Consider the following 17,727-nt stretch of genomic DNA (forward strand, 5'->3'; position numbering starts at 1 on the left):
GGCCACGAGGGTGACCACGGCGATCACCACAGGTGAAAGCAGGCTGAGCGGACCGGTGACCGGGGGAGCCGGCCCGTTCCGCCGCCGGTTTGCGACGGAGCCGTGCCATGGTGGCTGTCCCTCGGCGTGTTGTGCGGCGCCTGCTGGCGGTGGGCGGGGATGACGATGCCGCGAGCGCCCTCGTCGCGGCCGCGCCGCCGTTGCCGCCGCGCGAGGTGTTCCGGCGTTTTTGGCCCTATACCCGCGGCCGTCGGCGCTGGCTGGTGCCCCTTGTTCTCTTCAGCCTGATCGGGCCCCTCGCCGACGCCGCCGAACTCTGGCTGTTCAAGATCGTCGTGGACGATGTGCTCGTACCACGCGATCTGCGGCCCTTCATATGGATCGCGCCCACCTATCTGGGGCTCATCGTCGCCTCCGGCGCTCTCAGGTTCGCCGACGACGTGACCTCCACCTGGGTGGGCGAGCGGTTCCTGCTGGCCGTGCGTGCCGACGTCTTCCGGCACGTCCAGGGGCTGTCGCTCGGGTTCTTCGAACGGCGGCGGCTCGGGGACCTGCTGTCGCGTGTCACGGGTGACGTCGACGCCGTCGAGACGTTCCTGCTCTCGGGCGTGGCGGACGGCCTGTACTACCTGGTCCGGCTGGGTGTCTTCGTCGGTCTGCTCTTCTACCTGCGCTGGGACCTGACACTCCTCGCGCTCTTCATCGTGCCGCTGTTCTGGCGCGCCGCCCGGCACTTCTCCCGGCTGATCAAGGAGGCGTCCCGGGAGCGCAGACGCCGCAGCGGTTCGCTGAGCGCGGTCGCCGAGGAGTCGCTGGGCAATGTGACCCTGGTGCAGGCGTACAACCGGCAGGACTGGGAGGAGCGCCGCTTCGAGCGGGAGAGCCTCGGCAGGTTCCACGCGACGATGGCCTCGGCGCGGATCCACGCCGTCTACGGTTCGCTCGTCGAGGTCATCGAGGTGGCCGGAGGACTCGCCGTCATGGGCCTCGGCACCTGGAAGCTGGCCCAGGGACAGCTCACCCTCGGCGGGCTGCTGGTCTTCCTCGCTCTGATCGGGAAGCTGTACAGCCCGATCCGCGGCCTGTCCCGCCTGGGCAACACCTTCTACGCCGCGTCGGCCTCCGCGGAGCGGATCATCGAGCTGCTGGACCAGCGGCCCCAGGTCGTCGAGGCCGCCGACGCGCGGCGGATCGGCCGCGCGCGGGGCGACATCGAGCTCGACGGCGTGTCCTTCCGCTACCCCGGGACCGGACGCCGGGCCCTGTCGGAGGTGTCGCTGCACGTCGCTCCGGGAGAGGTCCTGGCGCTGGTCGGGGCCAGCGGGGCCGGCAAGTCCACGGTCGCCAAGCTGCTGCTGCGGTTCTACGACCCCGACCGGGGCGCACTGCGCCTCGACGGGAAGGATCTGCGCACCCTGCTCCTGTCCGACGTACGGGAGAGCGTCGCCGTGGTCCTGCAGGAGACGTTCGTCTTCCACGGCTCGGTGCGGGACAACATCGCCTACGGCCGTCCCGGGGCGAGCGAGGCCGAGATCGTCGCGGCGGCGCGCGCCGCGGACGCCCATGAGTTCATCGAGCTGCTCCCGGACGGCTATGACACCGTGGTCGGCCAGCGCGGCCGGACCCTGTCCGGCGGGCAGCGCCAGCGCCTGGCGATCGCACGCGCGATGATCAGGGACGCGCCCGTCCTGCTCCTGGACGAACCGACCACCGCCCTCGACGCACGGTCCGGCCTGAGGATCATGGACCCGCTGCGCCGCCTCATGGCCGGACGGACGACCGTGGTCATCTCCCACGACCTGCTCACCGTCCGGGACGCCACGCGGATCGTGGTGCTCGACGGCGGACGGGTCGTCGAGTCGGGGACCCACGACGAGCTGCTCGCCCGGGACGGCACCTACGCCCGGCTGCACCGGATGAGCCCCGCGGCCGGCCGTCTCGCCCAGACGGGTTCTGCCCAGTCCGGGACGGTGCTGTCATGAGTGGTGCAGAGGTGGAACCCGCCCCGCCGATGGCGCCGGGCACCCGTCCGGTTCCCGGTTACGAGGTCCTGGGCCATGTGACACGTACGAGCTGGCTGGACGTGTACGACTGCTGGAGCGAGGAGCGGGCCTGCCGCTGTGTGCTCAAAACGCTGAGGCCGGACCGCCGGGGCGAGACAGGGTTGCACGACCGTCTGCTGCGTGAGGGCCGGTGGCTGCGGGATTTCACTCATCCGCATCTGGTCCGGGCGTACGAGACCTTCACGCTGCCGGACCCGCTCATCGTCCTGGAGACGCTGACCGGGGAGACGCTGGCGTACATCGTCCACCGGTTGCGGCGCCGGCCGTCCGCCGTGGACGTGGCGCTCCTCGGCGTGCAGCTGTGTTCCGCGGTCCACTATCTGCACGCCCAGGGTCTGCTGCATCTGGACCTCAAGCCGTCCAACGTCGTGGTGGAGCGCGGGCACGCCAAGGTGTTCGACCTCAGCGTGGCGCGGCCGCCCGGCCCCGCTCCCGCCGGACTGGGCACGCGCCGCTACCGCGCACCGGAACAGGAACGCTGCGGAGAGCTGTCGACGCCGGCCGACGTGTGGGGCATCGGCATCACGCTGTACGAGGTGGCCGCGGGTGACGTGGAGTTCGTCCGTGCCGGAACCGGCGAGCCCTCCGAGGAGACGTGCGAGGTGCCGCCCGTCGCGTCACGGCGGCGTTTGCCCCGCGCTCTCGCCGCGGCGATCGACGGCTGTCTGAGGGTGCAGCCGGCGGCCCGGCTCACGGTCCCCGAGCTGGCCCGGGCCCTCGGCACGACGCTCCCCGGCTAGGGGCCCGCGCCGCCCGGGCCCGAAGGCATGCCATGGCACGCTGACAGCGGACCGTCGGCCGCGCAACCGCGCCGGGCCGTCGCACCCCCTACGTTTCCGGCTCGGCCGGGGCCAGGGGCGCCGTCGCGAGCACGGTGCCGTCGGGCGTGGTCACGCGGGCGCCGGAGAGCGCCGAAGGGTCGACGGGTGCGGGGGCACCCCAGGAGCCGCTGCCGTCGCGAATGCTGAAGGCGCCGACGGGAACCATGCTGCCGTCCTTGCGCTCCAGGAAGCAGACGACCTTGCCGTTGTAACTGCCGCCGGCGTGGGGGAGGTCCAGGGTCATGTAGACCCAGCCCTTGGGATCGGCATGGGCATAGACCTCGCCGACCTCCTTCCCCTTGGCGCCGGCCGACATCAGATCGCCGGACAGCATGTCCGTGACCGGCTTGACGGAGGTGGAGGGGCCGGCCACGACGTTCTCGATGGCCGAGCCGACCGCCCAGCCGCTGAACCCGACCGCGACGACGGCCGCGGCCGTCGCGGAGGCGATGCGCAGCCGTGCCCGTCCACGGCGGCCCTTGCGCGGGACGGTGGCCTCGCGGGCGTGCGTGCGCCCCTCATGCACCGGCGTCACCTGCGTCAGGGACTGGGCTACTCGCGTCTCGAATCCGACCGGCGGTTCGATTCCCGGCAGGAGACCGATGAGTCCGTCACCCACGAGGGTCAGCTGCTCGATGTACTCCCGACAGTCCGCGCACCCGTCCAGATGGGAGACGGCCCCGGCCCGCTCCCGGCCGGGCAGCACGCCCAGCGCCAGCTCGGGGCCGAGTTCCCGGAGCTTCTCGCAGCTCACATCATTTGACATGGTCGCCTCGTTTCGGAGACGCGAGCGTGGACCGCAGCTTGCCCATCGCCGTCCTGATGCGCGTTTTGGCGGTGCCCAGCGGGATCTTCTCCGAGTCGGCGATCTGCTGGGCGGTCATGCCGTAGATGCCCGCCATCACCAGGGCGCGGCCCTGTTCGGGCGGCAGCTCCGCCACGGCTTCCCGCAGCCGTGAGGACGCCTCGTCGGCCAGCGCGTGCTGCTCCGGCGTGTCGCTGACAACGCCGAGGATCGACTCGAGATCCTCGGGCGCCACCGGCTCCGGCTGGCGCGAACGAACGGCGTCGATGGCGAGGTTGTGGGCGATGGCCGTGAGCCAGGTCCGCACCGAGCCGCGCCGTGCGTCGTAGATCTGTGCATGGCGCCAGGCGCGCTCGAACGTCTGCTGGGCGATGTCCTCGGCGAGCTGCGGATCCCCGGTGACGGCGATGGCCACACCGAAGACCGTGTGCTGGAACCTCCGGACGAAGGTGACGGCGAGCTCCGGATCTCCAGTGGCCAGCCCGGACAGCAGAGCCTCGTCCGGGAGGCGGCCCACGGGGAACCGAAATCTCGACACATCCGTATATACGGCTCGTCCGCGCCAGGAGATTGCTCCGCTGCTGCGGAAACGGAAGACCATATTCCGATTCTCTCTCGGTCTGGGCCGGAAGCCGTAGTAACAGGCGGGGCGCATGGTGCAGCTGGGGCCTGACGGGCGCGTGGTGCGACACCGGCGTAGCAAGGGAGGGGGCCGGTACGACTCAGGGAGTTGCCGGCCATGCAGATCGTTGTGGATCCCACGGGCTGCCAGGGCTATGCGCAGTGCGTCTTCCTCGCACCGGAGGTGTTCGCGCTGCACGGCGAAGAGGGGCTGCTGTACGCCCCGGCCGTCCCGGACGATCAGCTCGAGCGTGTGCACCAGGCGGTGGCGGCCTGCCCGGTCCAGGCCGTCCTCGTCGGCGAGGAGGTGGCCGCCGCTGCCCGGTGATCTGCGGGACAGCCGCATCGTCGTCGGCGCGTCCCTGGCCGGGCTGAGGGCCGCGGAGACGCTGCGCGAGGAAGGCTTCACCGGCTCACTGACCGTGGTGGGGGACGAGCCCCATCCGCCCTACGACCGGCCACCGCTGTCCAAGCAGGTGCTGCTCGGCAAGGCCCCCGCGGACACCACGGCGCTGCCGATGCGCCGGGACCCGGACGCCGAGTGGCGGCTGGGCGTGGCCGCCACCGGCCTGGACCCGCTCGGGAAACGGGTGCTGCTGGCCGACGGCGAGTCCGTGCCGTACGACCGGCTGCTGATCGCCACCGGGACCCGGGCACGTCCATGGCCCAACCCGGACGAGGCTCCCTGGACGGGGTGTTCACCCTGTGCACCCGAGACGACGCCGCGGGACTGGCCGAGCGGCTCGACGCCGGCCCGACCCGGGTACTGGTGATCGGCGGCGGCTTCACCGGCTCGGAGATCGCCTCGGCCTGCCGGGAACGAGGAGTGGAGGTCACGGTCGCCGAACGCGGCCCCGCACCTCTGGTCGGCGCGCTCGGCGGGACGCTGTCGAAGCTTGCGGCCGTCATGCAGCGCAACCACGGCGTGGATCTGCGCTGCGGGGTGACGGTCACCGCGCCGCGCGGGGACGGGAACGGCCGGTTTACCGGCGCGGACCTGTCCGACGGCAGCCGCGTCGACGCGGACGTGTGCGTCGTGGCGCTGGGGGCGGTCCGCAACGTCGAGTGGCCGGCGGAGTCCGGCCTGGCCGCGGGCCCGCGCGGGATCGCCTGCCGCCCCCCTATCGGCAGAACGCGATGCTCCGCGGACCCCGCCATCTGCCGGTCCAATTCTGACCACGGACGGCTGCCAAGGCTGCCTCAGCTGTCGGGCCCTTCAGTCGAACGAGGCAGAGTCATATAGTGAAGGTCTGATTCCGTATTCAGGTGATATGCGGAGCGACTGATGATCGAGGTGCGCCAGGCCCGCTACTTCCTGGCCGTCGCGGAGACGCTCCACTTCGGACGTGCCGCGGAACAGCTCCGTATGTCCCAGCCACCGCTGAGCCAGGCGATCCTCCAGCTGGAACGCCAGCTGGGTGTGCGGCTGTTCGACCGCACGGGACGCAGGGTCACCCTCACTGAGACGGGCCGGGCGTTCGCGACAGAGTGCCGCAAGCTCGTCGCGGCCTCGCAACACGCGCAGGAGGTCGCCGACGAGGTCGAGGCCGGCCTCGTGGGCACACTGCGCCTCGGCGCGGTCGCATCCGCGCTCAGCGAACCCCTCCTAGCGACCATCGCGGCCTTCGGGCACGCCCGGCCGCGGGTCGACCTGCGGATCACCGAGGTGGACACGGGCTCGGGCCGGCAGGCCCTGCTCCGGCACGAGATCGACGTCGCCGTAATCCGGCCCAGTACCCCGGTGCGCGGTCTGCGCATCCAGCCCTGGCGGCACGACGAGTTCGTGATCGCCCTCCCGCCGGACCATCCCCTTGCGCCCGACGCCCCGAGCGCCGTCGATCTCGCCCGCTTCGCCGACGAGCCGTGGGTGTGGCTGAGCCGTGAGGCGTCACCCGACTATCACGACCAGTTGACGGCCACCTGCCGCAGGGCCGGCTTCGGTCCCGACGTCCGCCATCTCGCCAACTCCATCCTCACCCAACTGGCCATGGTGGCCTGCGGCCTGGGCGTCACCCTCGTACCGAACGTCACGGCACGCTCCACCGGACTGTCCGTCGCATACCGGCCCCTCGTGGACCGCGCGGACATCGTCGAACTGTCCCTGGTGTCCCGCGCCGCCGGGCACGAGCCGTTGGTCCGGGACTTCTTGGCCGTCGCATCGGACATCTGACAGCGAATGCCGGCTGCTCGCAACGGACTTGAGAATCGGCTCACGATGCCGCTGCGGCACCGGACTGCCGGACTGATGTGCCGTCAGCACCGGCTCGCGTCGGCGTGCGCGCCGGGACACCCTTCCGCGGTCAGGGCTGAGCGCGCAAGCGGGCGTGGACGCGTCCTGAGGAGCAGCCGGGGGACCGGCGCACCCGGTACCGGGTGCGCGGGTCAGCCGTGGTCCCGGAGGCAGGGGAAGGTCCGGCCTTCGGTGCCCCACCGGGCGGGATTCTGGCGGTTGGGCAGGAGCCCGCAGCTGAGCAGCGTGTCGGTGGTGCCGTCGGGCTGCATGATCTCGCGGATGAACACCGCCTTGTCGGGGGGATATTTGTTCCGGCCGTCCAGCTGGAGAACTCCGGACGCGCCCGGGTACTGGGACACACCGTGGGCGGTCAACCAGAGGTAGATGTCGTTGGGTTTGACGTCGGAGTCGGGGGACGTGGGCAGCACGTTCTCGATGACCTGGGTGACGATGCCCACGGTGTCGTAGCCGCCCGCGGCATCCGCGTCGGCTCCTCGGTCACCGAAGACCTTGGCGAAGTTCCGGGCGAACTGGGCGTAGGGGTCCCGGGAGTCCTGCGTGGGCGCGTTCGCCGTCTCGTAGAAGATCGTCATGTACGGGTACGCCTGTGCCGTCTTCCGCGGATCGATCTGGAAGTCGATGGGGGCGCTCTCCGCGATCAGCGGGATCGTGGTGCCCTGCGGGGGCTGGCACTCGCCGCCCGCACTCTGCATGGCGTTGAGGAGGCTCGGCAGTACTCCGGAACGGCCGAGGTAGACGACGATGCCCTGGGTTGCCGTGACCTTGTTGCACACATCGGTCGCGATGGTGGCCGGTGTGGTGGCGCCCGGCTTTTCGCTGTAGGTGACCTCGTCGACCGTGCCGTATGCGCGGTAGGCATCGACGAACAGGTTCTTCAGGTCCGTGCTGAAGTACGCGTCGGTCGGGTCGTACACGACCACGGCGTGCGGTGTGCCGGCGGTGAAGGACCGGACCACGGGGGAGTGACGGATGAAGTCGGCCAGGATCGGCGCCACCCGTGTGTTGGGCGCGGAGATCTGGAAGTAGCGCTGCGGAGAGTCGGGGCCGACCATGGCGCTGCCGGTCACTCCGTTGGCGATGACCGGGATGCCCGCCTGGTCGAGCTCGCGAGCCGCGTTGAGGGACTGGGGCCGGCTCTGGGTGAGCCCGACGACGGCGGCGATGTGGTCCCCCTTCTGGCGCTCGATGATCATCTTGCTGACGTCCGGGGCGTTCGGCGCCGACGCGTTGTGCGAGCCATAGCGGAAGTACTGGCCGGTGTTGGCGATCAGCAGGCGGATCGGCATCTTGTTCTGCCGGTCCTCGCTGTTCAGCTTGCGCTGCTGGGCGATCGCCCCGCGCAGGATCTGCAGCCCGATGGGCGGGTCGTCGTAGACCCCGTCCTGGAGGCTCAGTGGTGCCAGGAAGACCAGGGTGCGATACCGCCCGTCCTTGATCAGCGCGTTCTGCTCGGCGACCTGCCGCTCCAGCTCCCTGAGCTCTTTCCCACGCTCTCCCGGAACCGCCAGGTCGCACTCGCTCCCGTCGGTGATGCCGACGCGCTCACCTGTCGTGACCGTCACGCACGCGGGCGGCGCGGACGACGGTGGGGGTGGTGGCGGCCAGATGTAGTGCGGGAGGATCACGAGGGTGGCGGTCAGCGTCGCCAGGAACGGCAGCGCGCTCGGGCGGAGCCAGTCGAGGCCACTGTCCTTGCGGGCGCTGACGCCGGGATGGGCCTTCAGCCCGTTCTCCGCCGAGCGTTCCGCGTCGTCGTCCTCGGCGGGCAGCGTGACGAGGCGTACCGGTTCGGCGCTGCCCTCGTTGAGGCAGGTGAAGATCTTGTCCGCGATACCGTTCGGCCGGGTCGGGTCGGCGCCGAGGGGGACGGCGTAGTCCGGTGGCGCCCCTGCGCTCGCGGCCAGAACGAGCAGCGGCGAGGACGCTTCGTCGCGAGCGAGTTGTTCGAATGTGCCGAGAAACGCGCGACCCGGTCCGTTCACGTCGTCGATCTCGGGAATCAGGACCACGAAGGCCCACCGGCGGCGGGCCCAGCGATGACTCAGGGGCGTCCGGCGCCGGGTGGCCCTGCGCAGATCGCTGAGCAGGGCGCGCAGCAGGATCCGGCGTACGCGCGGGTCCTCCCGGTCCAGCTCGCTCTCCCGGCAGAAGGCGAGCGCGGCGTCCAGAAAGCACGAGGCGTGGAGTTCGTCGGCGACCCAGCGCAGTCCCCAGTGCCGTAGACGTAACCGGTAGAAGGCCTTGGGAATGCCGACGATCAGTGCCGCGACCAGTCCTTGGATCCAACCGGTCAGGAAATGCTGTCCGAAGAATCCCGCGATCTTCGCGCCGAAACCCAGGACCCTGCGCCGCTCGAGCAGTGCGGCATGCAGCCCGTCGAGAATGGGTTTCTGCCGGGCCCGCACATCTCCCGCGCCACGCTCCAGGTCGAGTACGGCCCGGCAGGTATGGAAAGCCGACAGCTTCAGGCTCCCCGAGGGCATGGTCAGTTCCAACCGCAGTGCCACCTGATCCATCGCCTCGATGGACCCGCCGCTCAACTCGGCGTCGTCCACCACGGCGTGCGGGACCTGGAAAAGGGAGTTGCCCCGGCCCCGCGTCAGCCGGTGCTCATACTCCCGGACCAGATGGGCCGGTGCCCGGACGTCGCCGCCGTCCTGTCTGACCAGCACCAGAGCCGGCACTTTCGCCGCCCTGGACCTTCGGGCCACGAAGGTGTCGATCTGTCGTATCAGGCGGTCCGACCATTTGGGATGAATGGGCGTCGTCCCGGAGTCGGGCACAACATTGCGCACGCTTTGCCTCCATGGGGAGAAGGAAGGAAGGCCAACATGCCATGGAGGGCGGGCGCAAAATCATGCTATTTCCTTCAATGAAATCCAATGAACGCTTTGGATCGCTCCCGGATCGGACGACGGCGACGCCGTGACTCAGGAAGCCGCTTGCCCCTGGCCGAAAATGCCAGCCACCCCGGCGCGGCGACTTCGGCGGACGAACGAGGCCCCGAGCCCGTCGCGGGCCCGGGGCTTCGATGTCGACCTGCGGCCTCCCGAGCCTGGTCCGGCGGGAGGCCTGTCCGGCCGCGCTAGTTGTTGGTGCAGGTGTTGCCGGCCGTCGGGTTCAGGAACGCGAGGATGTCGACGGTGTTGCCGCACAGGTTGACCGGAACGTCGATCGGAATCTGGATGACGTTCCCGGAGAGTACGCCCGGGCTGTCGGTGGCGACGCCGACGGGATTGGGGTCGGCGGCGAAGGCGGCCGTGGTCCCCGTGAGAGCGAGGGCGCCCGTGAGGACGGCGGTCACGGCAGCGGTGCGGATGCGCATGTGGTCTCCCTTGTCGGAGGTGGGGTGTATCCATCACATGCGGTGGTCCACCGGGCGCGCACGCGCTGTTAGGCCGGACGGAGGGAACGGCCTCGGGCCCACGGTGCGGTCGATGACCGCGGGTGAGGGGCCGCCGCGCGGTCCGGTTGGGTCTTGCATGTTCTATGCCATACAGCATAAGTTACCGGCAGGTAATCGCTCGAAGGACTGAAGGACTTCAGAAGGGCGGCGTCTGCGAGGTGAGTGGGCGAAAGAGCGACAGCCGGGAGCGGATGGTCGTCAGTGCCGCTGCCTTGCTGCGCGAATACGGCGCCGGCGCGACCAGCATCGACCGGGTCCTCGCGCACAGCGGTGCCCCCCGTGGCTCGGTGTATCACCACTTCCCGGGCGGGCGTACGCAGTTGATCGACGAGGCGGTGGCGCTCGCCGGTGACTTCATCGCGGGTGTCATCGACGCCGCCACGCGGGCCGAGGACCCGCTGAAGGCGATCGACGCCTTCTTCGCACTGTGGCGCCACCGGCTCGTGGAGAGCGACTTCAGGGCCGGCTGCCCGATCGTGGCGGTGGCCGTGGAGACCAACGACGAGGCACCGCAGCTCGCCCGCGCCGCCGCTGAGGTGTTCGCCCGCTGGCAGGAAGCGCTGGCCGCCCTGTTCGTCCGTCACGGCCTGCGCGAAGAGCGCGGCAGGCGGCTGGCGGCGTTCATCATCGCCGCCGTCGAAGGCGCGGTGATCATGTGCCGGGCCGAGCGGAGCACCGCTCCGCTGGACGCGACCGCCGCCGAGATCGACGACCTGCTGGTCCACGCCCTGCGGGACCGGCCCGACACGGACCACGGTCCGCGACCATGACCCGCCGTCCCGAGCCCCGCCGGCTCGCCGCCCCGAACCCCGCCGACCCGCCGCCCCGCCCCTGACCCACCGTCCCGATCCCGCCCGACCCGAGGAGCCACCATGCCCACACTCGACCGCCAGGACAGCGTCTACATCCTCGACCTCGGAGACGGCGAGAACCGCTTCCACCCGGACTGGATCGCCTCCGTCGAAGGCGCCTTGGCCGAGGTGGAGAAGGCGGAGGGGCCGCGCTCCCTGGTGACCGCCGCCACGGGCAAGTTCTTCTCCAACGGCCTGGACCTGGACTGGCTGATGGCCCACGGCGACCAGTACCAGGACTACGTCGTGTCCGTGCACGGGCTCTTCGCCCGGTTCCTGTCGCTGCCGGTGATCACCGTGGCCGCCCTGCAGGGGCACACCTTCGCCGCCGGGGCGATGCTCTCCCTGGCCAACGACTTCCGTGTGATGCGTGCCGACCGCGGGTTCTGGTGCCTGCCCGAGGTCGACATCAACATCCCCTTCACCCCGGGCATGTCCGCGCTCATCCAGGCCCGTCTGGCCCCGCAGACCGCCCATGAGGCCATGGTCACGGGCCGCCGCTACGGCGGCCAGGACGCGGCGGCCGCCGGCATCGTCGACCACGCCGTCGCCGAGGACGCCGTGCGGACGGCCGCCGTGGAGCTGGCTCAGGCCCAGGCGGGCAAGGCGGGCGACACTCTCGGCACCATCAAGGCCCGCATGTACGCCCCCGTACTCGCCGCCCTGCGCGACACGAGCAACCCTCTCGGCTGACACCCGGCCAACTCACTGTCGCCGCGGCGCAGTTGGCGAAGGTGGCCGACGGGAATGCGAAGAAGGTGAGTGCCGCAGGGCCCGCTACGCATGTTGCCACCGGTGCGCCCGGAAGGGACCGGGCTGCGATGGGCCCGGCAAGCGCCGCTCCCACCGCGAACCCGGTGATCTTCAAGCGCCCGCGTGGTGAAGATCTGTCGGCGCAGATACTCGGGAGCCTCCCGGTGGCGCACCGCGAACAAGGCGGTGAGCTGCGGCCCTTCACCGATCCCGGCGATGAGCAGGGCAACGACCAGCACGGCCGACCGCCCCGACGCGGCCAACGCGAGTTTCCCGCTCCCTCGACCGGCCGAGCAGGACCGGCTAGCGCCTCGACGTCCCCGGGGGGCGGCACCGGCAGGTAAGATCACCGGGTGAACACCTACTGGCACGTCGTTCTGCCGCCGCTCTGCGCCTGACCGGGCGCAGACGCTGACAGTTTGATCTCCGGCCCCGACCGACCCCGCAGGGCGGTCAGGGCCTCGTGTCGTGCGCCCGTTTCGGATCGAGTCCCAGACGCATTCGACGACGGAAGATCACGACTGTGCCGAACCGCACCACCCCTTTGACTCCCGCGCGCCCGGCCGCCGCCCCACGCCCCTCTCGAACCGGTTTCCTCAGCGGCCCCGCACCCATCCTCGTCTCAGCCGTGCTCTGGGGCACGACCGGGACCGCCGGTTCTCTGGCGCCGTCCGGCGCGGCTCCGGCGGCCATCGGCTGCGCCGGTCTCGGCCTCGGCGCCATCCTGCTGTTCCTCACCTCGCGCGGCGCCCGCTCATTGCCGGCCGCCTGCACGCACGCCGAGCGATGGCTGATCGTCCTGGGCGCTCCGGCGGTGGCCGGCTATCCGGTGACCTTCTACCCGGCAGTGGCACGTACCGGTGTGGCCGTGGCCACCGTGATCGCGTTGGGCAGCGCGCCGGTCTTCGCCGGGCTGCTCTCCTGGATCACCGGGCAGGCTCGGCCGACCGCACGCTGGACCGGCGCCACCGCGGCCGCCGTGGTGGGCTGCACGCTTCTCGTCCTTGGGCCCGAACTGGCCGGGGAAGGTACGCCGGTGGATCTGACGGGTGTCCTGTTCGCAGTGTGCGCAGGGCTGTCGTACGCCGCCTACTCGCTGATCGGCGGCACGCTCATTACGCGCCGGCACGCGTCCGATGCGGTGATGGGCGTGCTGTTCGGCGCAGCCGGGCTGCTCGTCCTGCCGGTTGTCCTGTTCGCCGACGTACATTGGCTCGCCACCACGCACGGAGCGGCGGTGGCCGGCTACCTCGCGCTCTTCACCGTCTGCCTCGCCTACCGGCTCTTCGGACACGGGCTGCGCCACACCCCCGCGTCGGTGGCCACGTCGCTGACCCTGGCCGAGCCCGCGGTCGCAGCGGTCCTTGGCGTCACCGTCCTCGGCGAACGCCTGCCCGCGGTCTCCTGGTCCGGGCTGGCCGTCCTCGCGCTGGGCCTGGTCCTCCTGGCCGCCAAGCCTGCCGGTCCTAGTCGTCCTGGGCGTGCTTGAGTGCGTCGCGGGCGGCCGGGCGTTCGGCGGGCTCGAGGGTGCCCCAGTAGGTGTGGGTGACGATCGTGACGGCGAGTCCCCGCTCCCGCTCTCGTAGTGCTGCGACCTGCGACTGCTCCTCGGGGGTCCAGCCGGGGGAGTCGGGGTAGGCGGGGGAGCCGTCGCGCCAGTAGCCCTCCGGCCGCTCCCAGGCCTCGATGGGCTCCACTGAATACGGCAGCCGCGCGATCAGGCAGGCGAGCTCGCCACGCACCTGTTCGAGATCGTTCTGTGCTTTGCGTAGATCGTCAGGAAAGTCGTATTTCACATACCAACACTAGTTCTGCTTTCCAGCTGTAGCGCCCTGCGGCGCGTGCAGCAAAGCGCTCAGTGGCCCGCCCACAGCCGGCCCGGCTTCGTCCGGGCCGGTGCGGCGCGCCCGGTCAAGCGCCGTCGATGCGGTCGAGCAGTGCCCGGGCCTCGGCGGTGCGGCGGTGGTCCGGGCCGAAGGTGGCCAGGCAGGCGTCGTGGGCGGTCGCGGCCCGGGTGCGGGCCTCGCTGTCACGGCCCAGCCCCAGCAGGGCCGTGGCCAGGGCCAGCTCGACGGCGCCGGTCTCCGGCCGGTGCTGCTCCTGGGGCTGCCTGCGGCGCAGCTCGTCGGCGCGCTCCGCCTCGGCCAGAGCCTCCTCGTGACGGCCCTGACCGTTGAGGCTCCGCACCAGGCCGAGCCGCAGGACCAGGGTGAACCGATCCGGTGTGCCATGGGCGGCGAGGGCCTCACGAGCGAGCGCCTCGGCCTCGGGGTGGCGGCCCTGCGCGTTGAGGGCGTAGATCTGTCCGTTGCGGGCGGCCGCCGTCAGGAACGGCATCTCCGGCCCCGTGCCGCGGGCCGCGATACGGGCGACGGCCGCGCACTCCGCCTCGCACTCGGCGTGCCGGGCGAGCGCGGTCAGCGTCTGGGCGCGGTCCGAGCGCAGCTTCAGGGTCTGCGGGTGTTCGGCGCCGAAGATCCTGCCGAAGACGGGCAGGAGAGCGTCGTGTGCGGCGCAGGCTTCGGCGTGGCGGCCCTGTGCGTTCGTCGCGATCGCGGCGAGATTCAGCGCCAGCGGCGCGTACATGTCGTCGCGGCGCCGGGACCGGGCCTCGGCCACGGCGCGGGCCTCGGCCTCCGCCTCGGCATAGCGCCCGGCCTGGTACAGGGCCATCGCCTGGGTCAATGGGGAGCCCGTCGTCTGCCCTGCGTCGTCGCGACCGCGCGACCGGAAGAATTTCATGCCCGGAGCATACGGATGCTGCGCACGTCTGTTCGACGAGGGGTGAGTTGGTCGCAACCGTTGCTACGACTGCCCATCAATCCACCGGCAAGATCCGCGAGTTCGGAAATCTTCTCGACACGGCCGTGCGCGGCGGGAGATCATCCGGTTGATGACACGCACCGATACGCCTCCCGGATGGGACGAGCGCACTCAGCTGACCACGTTCCTCGACTACGTCCGCGCCACCGCGCGTGCCAAGTGCGAGGAACTCTCCGACGAGGACGCCCGCAAGGCACTCCTCCCCGGTTCGCCGCTGATGACCCTGAGCGGCCTGATCAACCATCTGCGCTGGGTCGAGTACTACTGGTTCCAGGTCGTCTTTCTCGGCGAAGAGGACAAGGGCCCCTGGACCGACGAGGACCCCGACCGCGAGATGCGCACAGCCGTCGACTTCCCGCTGTCGCAACTGCTCGACGAGTACGCCGAACAGTCCACGCGCTACAACGAGTTGGTCGCCGCGCACGACCTGGACACCAAGGCCCGGACGAAGCGGCCCGACGGCAGTGCGTTCGACCTGCGCTGGATCCTGCTGCATCTGGTGGAGGAGACGGCCCGCCACAACGGCCACCTCGACATCCTGCGTGAGATGGCCGACGGGCGGACGGGCGTCTAGGCCCGCTTCACCGAGTGGATCAGTAGCCGGGGAAGACTCGGCGCAGCAGATCCAGATCGGCGGCGCCGGTCGTGGCGACGCCGTCGGGTGTGTGCCGGGCGGAGAGCCGGCCGGCGACCAGTCGCAGCCATGCCTCGGCGGGCAGAGCCAGGGTGCCGTCGGGTCGCTCGGGCAGGTCGAAGTCCACGCTGATCGGGGTCTGCAGCCGCAGGACGAAGTCGGAGGCGGGCTCGGTCGTCGTGATGTGGAGGGCCGCATGCCGCCCCTCGAGCACTTCGGTTTTGCCGATCCAGGCGAGCAGGTCCGGTTCTCCGTGCAGGAGCGCCGCGGCGGCGTCGGTGGGCAGTGCGGCCTGCTCGTCGAAGGCGACGCGGATGTCCCAGGAGTGCAGCGTGAACTCGCTGAGGCGAAGCCGCGCCGCCGTCGCCACGTCGACGGGGGCGGGCAGGAAGCCCAAGTCGATCCGGAGTTTCTCGCGGGTGCCGGCGTCCAGGGATTCGTACAGCGCGGTCAGTGAGTGATTCGCCCGGAGAAAGCCGTCCGCGCGCTCCCGCCGCGTCATGGCGTTCCACTTGTCCCAGACGGAGTGGTTGAAGCCGGGGCCGGGGTTCGCCGCGCCCTCGAGGGCGGCTTCGACGCCGGCCCTTGCGATCTCGGCGCCGCTGCCGAGGTGGCTGAGCACCTGCGAGACGTCCCACTCGGCCGCGCCCGACGGCCGGGCCAGGGCGTCGTCGCTGAATCCGGACACCGACGAGGCGAGAGCGTCGTGTCCCTCGCGCAGTACAGCTATGACCGTGTCGGCGTTGCCCATTGCTGCTCCACGAATGATCGATTCGGTTGGGGACTGGATAGCCATCACGCTAGGCCCACCGCGGCCGGCTGCGCCGAGGTATGCGTACTTCGTGTGGTGGGCCGGGTGAGTGCGCGCAAGCGTTCGGCCCCGGCGGCCGGGCCTATCCCGGCGCCGTCATGGGCAGGGATGTTCACGCCCGGCCGGTTGGACCGGCCGAGGGGTGGGGGCAGGGGATGGGCATCTTCGGGCGCAGACGGAGACCGGGCCCGCCGCGGGACTCATGGCCGCCGACGACGCTGCCGGAAGGACTGCGGAACCTGCCGCTGCCGAGCCACAGCGACAACGGGGATCGCTGGATGTACGAGATCGACGCAGAGTACGCCTCGGAAACCTGGGCACCGCCGGAGTCCATACGACGCTGGTGGCTGGTGGACCGGGAAGGCAATGTGGTGGGGGAGTCCGTGGAGAACCCCGCGTACGGCCCCCCGCAGGACGATCTGAGCCACGCCACCGACCCCGACGGCCCGCTGAACTGGCTCACCGATCCGGAGGCGACGGTGCGGGGGTGGCTGGCGGCCGCGCTCGACCGCATCGCGCAGGGCACCGAGGTGCACTGGCTCAAGGTCAAGGACACCCCACTGGTCCTCGCTGGGCACGACGCCCCCGACTTCACGCCCCCCGACCTGGACAGCCCGCCGCCACCACGCATCGGCGCCGCCGTACCGGTCGGGCTGGGCGCCCGACTGGCCGGTCACTCAACCGTCGTGCTGTGGGGTCTGCTGCTCTGGGTGATGGTCTCGGACGACCCGGCCGCCGTGCCCAGACAGAACGTCTGGTTCTGCCCTGAGCTCGACACCGACCATGCCGACGAAAGACTGCGCGTGGTGCTCCAGGACCCGGACGTTCGGTTCTGACACCGCCGTGCCTGCGGAGGGCGGAATTACAAGGCCCTTCTGAAGGACCGACCCTGACACGGCGTCAGGGTCGGTTCAGGGTAGGGACGGGGATGTCACCAATGGTGACGCGGGGGAGTGAGCAGCAGGCTGTTGCTCATGTCGCACACCACCGCCGATCACCGTCGCCCCGCGCTCGTCCGCCGCGCCGCTGTTTCCGTCGCCGGCGCCGCTGCCCTGGCAACCGTCGCAGGGGCCTACTCGCCCAGTCATGCGTACGCCGAGCCGACCGCCGCAGACCAGCCCCTGACCGACTTCAGCGACTGCCCGGCCCTCCCGGCAGGGGCGGACCCTGCCCGCTGGCGGTGCGAAGTGCACACCGCCGCACCGCTGTTGACGATGGGCAAGGTGACCGTGACGCTCGCTCCGATCGCCATGACCCATGCCGAGGGGCCACTCCCGGACGGCACCAATGGGCAGGTGTGGGGGGCCATGCACAGCACACCGACCGCCGTTGCGGGCGGCTTCCCCGCCGCCGTGGGCGAGCATGAGCGGCTTTGGGGACTGGCGATACAGCCGGAATACGGCGGCCGGTCCGACTTCTACACCGGACGGTTCAGCCTGCGCTTCCGGCTGCTGAGCCCACTGCTGGCGCCGAACTGCACCATCGGGGCCAACGCGCCGATCGACTTCCAGCTGAAGCGGTCGGGCCCCTCGCAGTGGGTCTCGCAGGATCCTCCGTTGATCAAGTTTTCGGCGTACGACGACACTTTCAGCGCACCTGCCGCTGAGCACTGCGGGCCGCTGGCAAAAGTGCTCAACCAGCGGCTCGGTCTCCCGGCTGCAAGCGGAAACCTGATGACGTACGACGCGGCCTACACCTTCAAAACCTATGACCAGCTGCCCGCGCGCTGACGGGCTGCGGGTGAACCGCTGGGCTAGCCCCAATACCGGTAACTTAGGGCTTTGGTGTCCGCTTGACCCGTTTGGGTTTGGTGGCGCCAACGATGGTGACGGCCGGAACACATGGGCGGTCTGCGACGCGGTGGGCGGCGCGTTTGAGCGGCCAG

Annotated in this window: 17 protein-coding genes and 1 pseudogene; 11 read left to right on the top strand and 7 right to left on the bottom strand. The window is 70.7% G+C overall.

Annotation, left to right across the window (positions count from 1 at the left end; all coding sequences use genetic code 11):
• Positions 1 to 107: 107 nt before the first annotated feature.
• Both Q8A52_RS45935 and Q8A52_RS45940 read left to right on the top strand, forming a co-directional pair.
• Positions 108 to 1,982 carry an ABC transporter ATP-binding protein gene (locus tag Q8A52_RS45935; RefSeq protein ID WP_316764037.1) on the top strand — a complete coding sequence of 625 codons (1,875 nt, stop codon included), beginning with the start codon at positions 108 to 110 and terminating at the stop codon, positions 1,980 to 1,982.
• The gene (locus Q8A52_RS45940; RefSeq protein WP_316764039.1) at positions 1,979 to 2,803 is read left to right on the top strand and encodes a serine/threonine-protein kinase; all 825 of its coding nucleotides are present in this window, start codon (positions 1,979 to 1,981) and stop codon (positions 2,801 to 2,803) included. Before Q8A52_RS45935 ends, Q8A52_RS45940 begins: the two co-directional genes overlap by 4 nt.
• 88 nt (positions 2,804 to 2,891) lie before the next feature.
• Here Q8A52_RS45940 and Q8A52_RS45945 read toward each other — a convergent pair whose 3' ends face one another.
• Together Q8A52_RS45945 and Q8A52_RS45950 are read right to left on the bottom strand one after the other, a co-directional pair.
• On the bottom strand, positions 2,892 to 3,650 hold the full coding sequence (locus Q8A52_RS45945) for a hypothetical protein (protein WP_316764041.1): 759 nt from the start codon (positions 3,648 to 3,650) through the stop codon (positions 2,892 to 2,894).
• Positions 3,640 to 4,227 (bottom strand): RNA polymerase sigma factor, encoded by a 588-nt coding sequence (locus tag Q8A52_RS45950; protein ID WP_263205124.1) that lies wholly within the window; start codon positions 4,225 to 4,227, stop codon positions 3,640 to 3,642. Before Q8A52_RS45950 ends, Q8A52_RS45945 begins: the two co-directional genes overlap by 11 nt.
• A gap of 201 nt (positions 4,228 to 4,428) precedes the next feature.
• Here Q8A52_RS45950 and Q8A52_RS45955 point away from each other — a divergent pair, with 201 nt between their 5' ends.
• The 3 genes and pseudogenes from Q8A52_RS45955 (at position 4,429) to Q8A52_RS45965 (ending at position 6,480) form a co-directional block, all read left to right on the top strand.
• Positions 4,429 to 4,638, top strand: a complete 210-nt coding sequence (locus tag Q8A52_RS45955; RefSeq protein WP_316764043.1) for a ferredoxin — start codon at positions 4,429 to 4,431, stop codon at positions 4,636 to 4,638.
• Positions 4,628 to 5,424: pseudogene (locus Q8A52_RS45960) on the top strand (NAD(P)/FAD-dependent oxidoreductase); the annotation flags it as partial. The gene Q8A52_RS45955 and the pseudogene Q8A52_RS45960, both read left to right, overlap by 11 nt.
• 171 nt (positions 5,425 to 5,595) lie before the next feature.
• Positions 5,596 to 6,480, top strand: coding sequence for a LysR family transcriptional regulator (locus Q8A52_RS45965; RefSeq protein ID WP_316764045.1), 885 nt, complete (start codon positions 5,596 to 5,598; stop codon positions 6,478 to 6,480).
• 212 nt (positions 6,481 to 6,692) lie between these two features.
• Here Q8A52_RS45965 and Q8A52_RS45970 read toward each other — a convergent pair whose 3' ends face one another.
• A complete protein-coding gene (locus tag Q8A52_RS45970) occupies positions 6,693 to 9,359 on the bottom strand; it encodes a type 1 periplasmic-binding domain-containing protein (RefSeq protein WP_316764048.1) in 2,667 nt (888 codons plus the stop codon).
• 290 nt (positions 9,360 to 9,649) lie between these two features.
• Positions 9,650 to 9,889: a chaplin gene (locus Q8A52_RS45975; RefSeq protein WP_316764051.1), complete on the bottom strand. Its 240-nt coding sequence runs from the start codon at positions 9,887 to 9,889 to the stop codon at positions 9,650 to 9,652.
• A 239-nt stretch (positions 9,890 to 10,128) separates the two neighbouring features.
• Between Q8A52_RS45975 and Q8A52_RS45980 the strand changes: the two genes are divergently transcribed.
• The 3 genes from Q8A52_RS45980 (at position 10,129) to Q8A52_RS45995 (ending at position 13,063) form a co-directional block, all read left to right on the top strand.
• Positions 10,129 to 10,740 carry a TetR/AcrR family transcriptional regulator gene (locus Q8A52_RS45980; RefSeq protein WP_316764054.1) on the top strand — a complete coding sequence of 204 codons (612 nt, stop codon included), beginning with the start codon at positions 10,129 to 10,131 and terminating at the stop codon, positions 10,738 to 10,740.
• 102 nt (positions 10,741 to 10,842) lie between these two features.
• Positions 10,843 to 11,514, top strand: coding sequence for an enoyl-CoA hydratase-related protein (locus tag Q8A52_RS45985; RefSeq protein WP_316764057.1), 672 nt, complete (start codon positions 10,843 to 10,845; stop codon positions 11,512 to 11,514).
• Between the two features lie 583 nt (positions 11,515 to 12,097).
• Positions 12,098 to 13,063 (top strand): DMT family transporter, encoded by a 966-nt coding sequence (locus Q8A52_RS45995; RefSeq protein WP_316764060.1) that lies wholly within the window; start codon positions 12,098 to 12,100, stop codon positions 13,061 to 13,063.
• Here the strand turns inward: Q8A52_RS45995 and Q8A52_RS46000 are convergent.
• Together Q8A52_RS46000 and Q8A52_RS46005 are read right to left on the bottom strand one after the other, a co-directional pair.
• The gene (locus Q8A52_RS46000) at positions 13,041 to 13,370 is read right to left on the bottom strand and encodes a hypothetical protein (protein ID WP_316764064.1); all 330 of its coding nucleotides are present in this window, start codon (positions 13,368 to 13,370) and stop codon (positions 13,041 to 13,043) included. The two genes, Q8A52_RS45995 and Q8A52_RS46000, sit on opposite strands and share 23 nt — an antisense overlap.
• 115 nt (positions 13,371 to 13,485) lie before the next feature.
• Entirely contained in the window at positions 13,486 to 14,316 is an 831-nt protein-coding gene (locus Q8A52_RS46005; protein WP_316764067.1) for a tetratricopeptide repeat protein, read from the bottom strand.
• A gap of 151 nt (positions 14,317 to 14,467) precedes the next feature.
• Here Q8A52_RS46005 and Q8A52_RS46010 point away from each other — a divergent pair, with 151 nt between their 5' ends.
• Positions 14,468 to 14,971, top strand: a complete 504-nt coding sequence (locus Q8A52_RS46010) for a DinB family protein (RefSeq protein ID WP_316764070.1) — start codon at positions 14,468 to 14,470, stop codon at positions 14,969 to 14,971.
• Between the two features lie 19 nt (positions 14,972 to 14,990).
• Here Q8A52_RS46010 and Q8A52_RS46015 read toward each other — a convergent pair whose 3' ends face one another.
• Positions 14,991 to 15,782, bottom strand: a complete 792-nt coding sequence (locus tag Q8A52_RS46015) for a maleylpyruvate isomerase N-terminal domain-containing protein (protein WP_316764072.1) — start codon at positions 15,780 to 15,782, stop codon at positions 14,991 to 14,993.
• A 338-nt stretch (positions 15,783 to 16,120) separates the two neighbouring features.
• On the opposite strand from Q8A52_RS46015, the gene Q8A52_RS46020 reads away from it, so the two are divergent.
• Together Q8A52_RS46020 and Q8A52_RS46025 are read left to right on the top strand one after the other, a co-directional pair.
• Positions 16,121 to 16,678, top strand: a complete 558-nt coding sequence (locus Q8A52_RS46020) for a hypothetical protein (RefSeq protein ID WP_316764074.1) — start codon at positions 16,121 to 16,123, stop codon at positions 16,676 to 16,678.
• A 138-nt stretch (positions 16,679 to 16,816) separates the two neighbouring features.
• Positions 16,817 to 17,572: a hypothetical protein gene (locus tag Q8A52_RS46025; protein WP_316764075.1), complete on the top strand. Its 756-nt coding sequence runs from the start codon at positions 16,817 to 16,819 to the stop codon at positions 17,570 to 17,572.
• Positions 17,573 to 17,727: the final 155 nt, after the last annotated feature.

The organism is Streptomyces herbicida, assembly GCF_032656585.1.
Lineage (GTDB): Bacteria > Actinomycetota > Actinomycetes > Streptomycetales > Streptomycetaceae > Streptomyces > Streptomyces herbicida.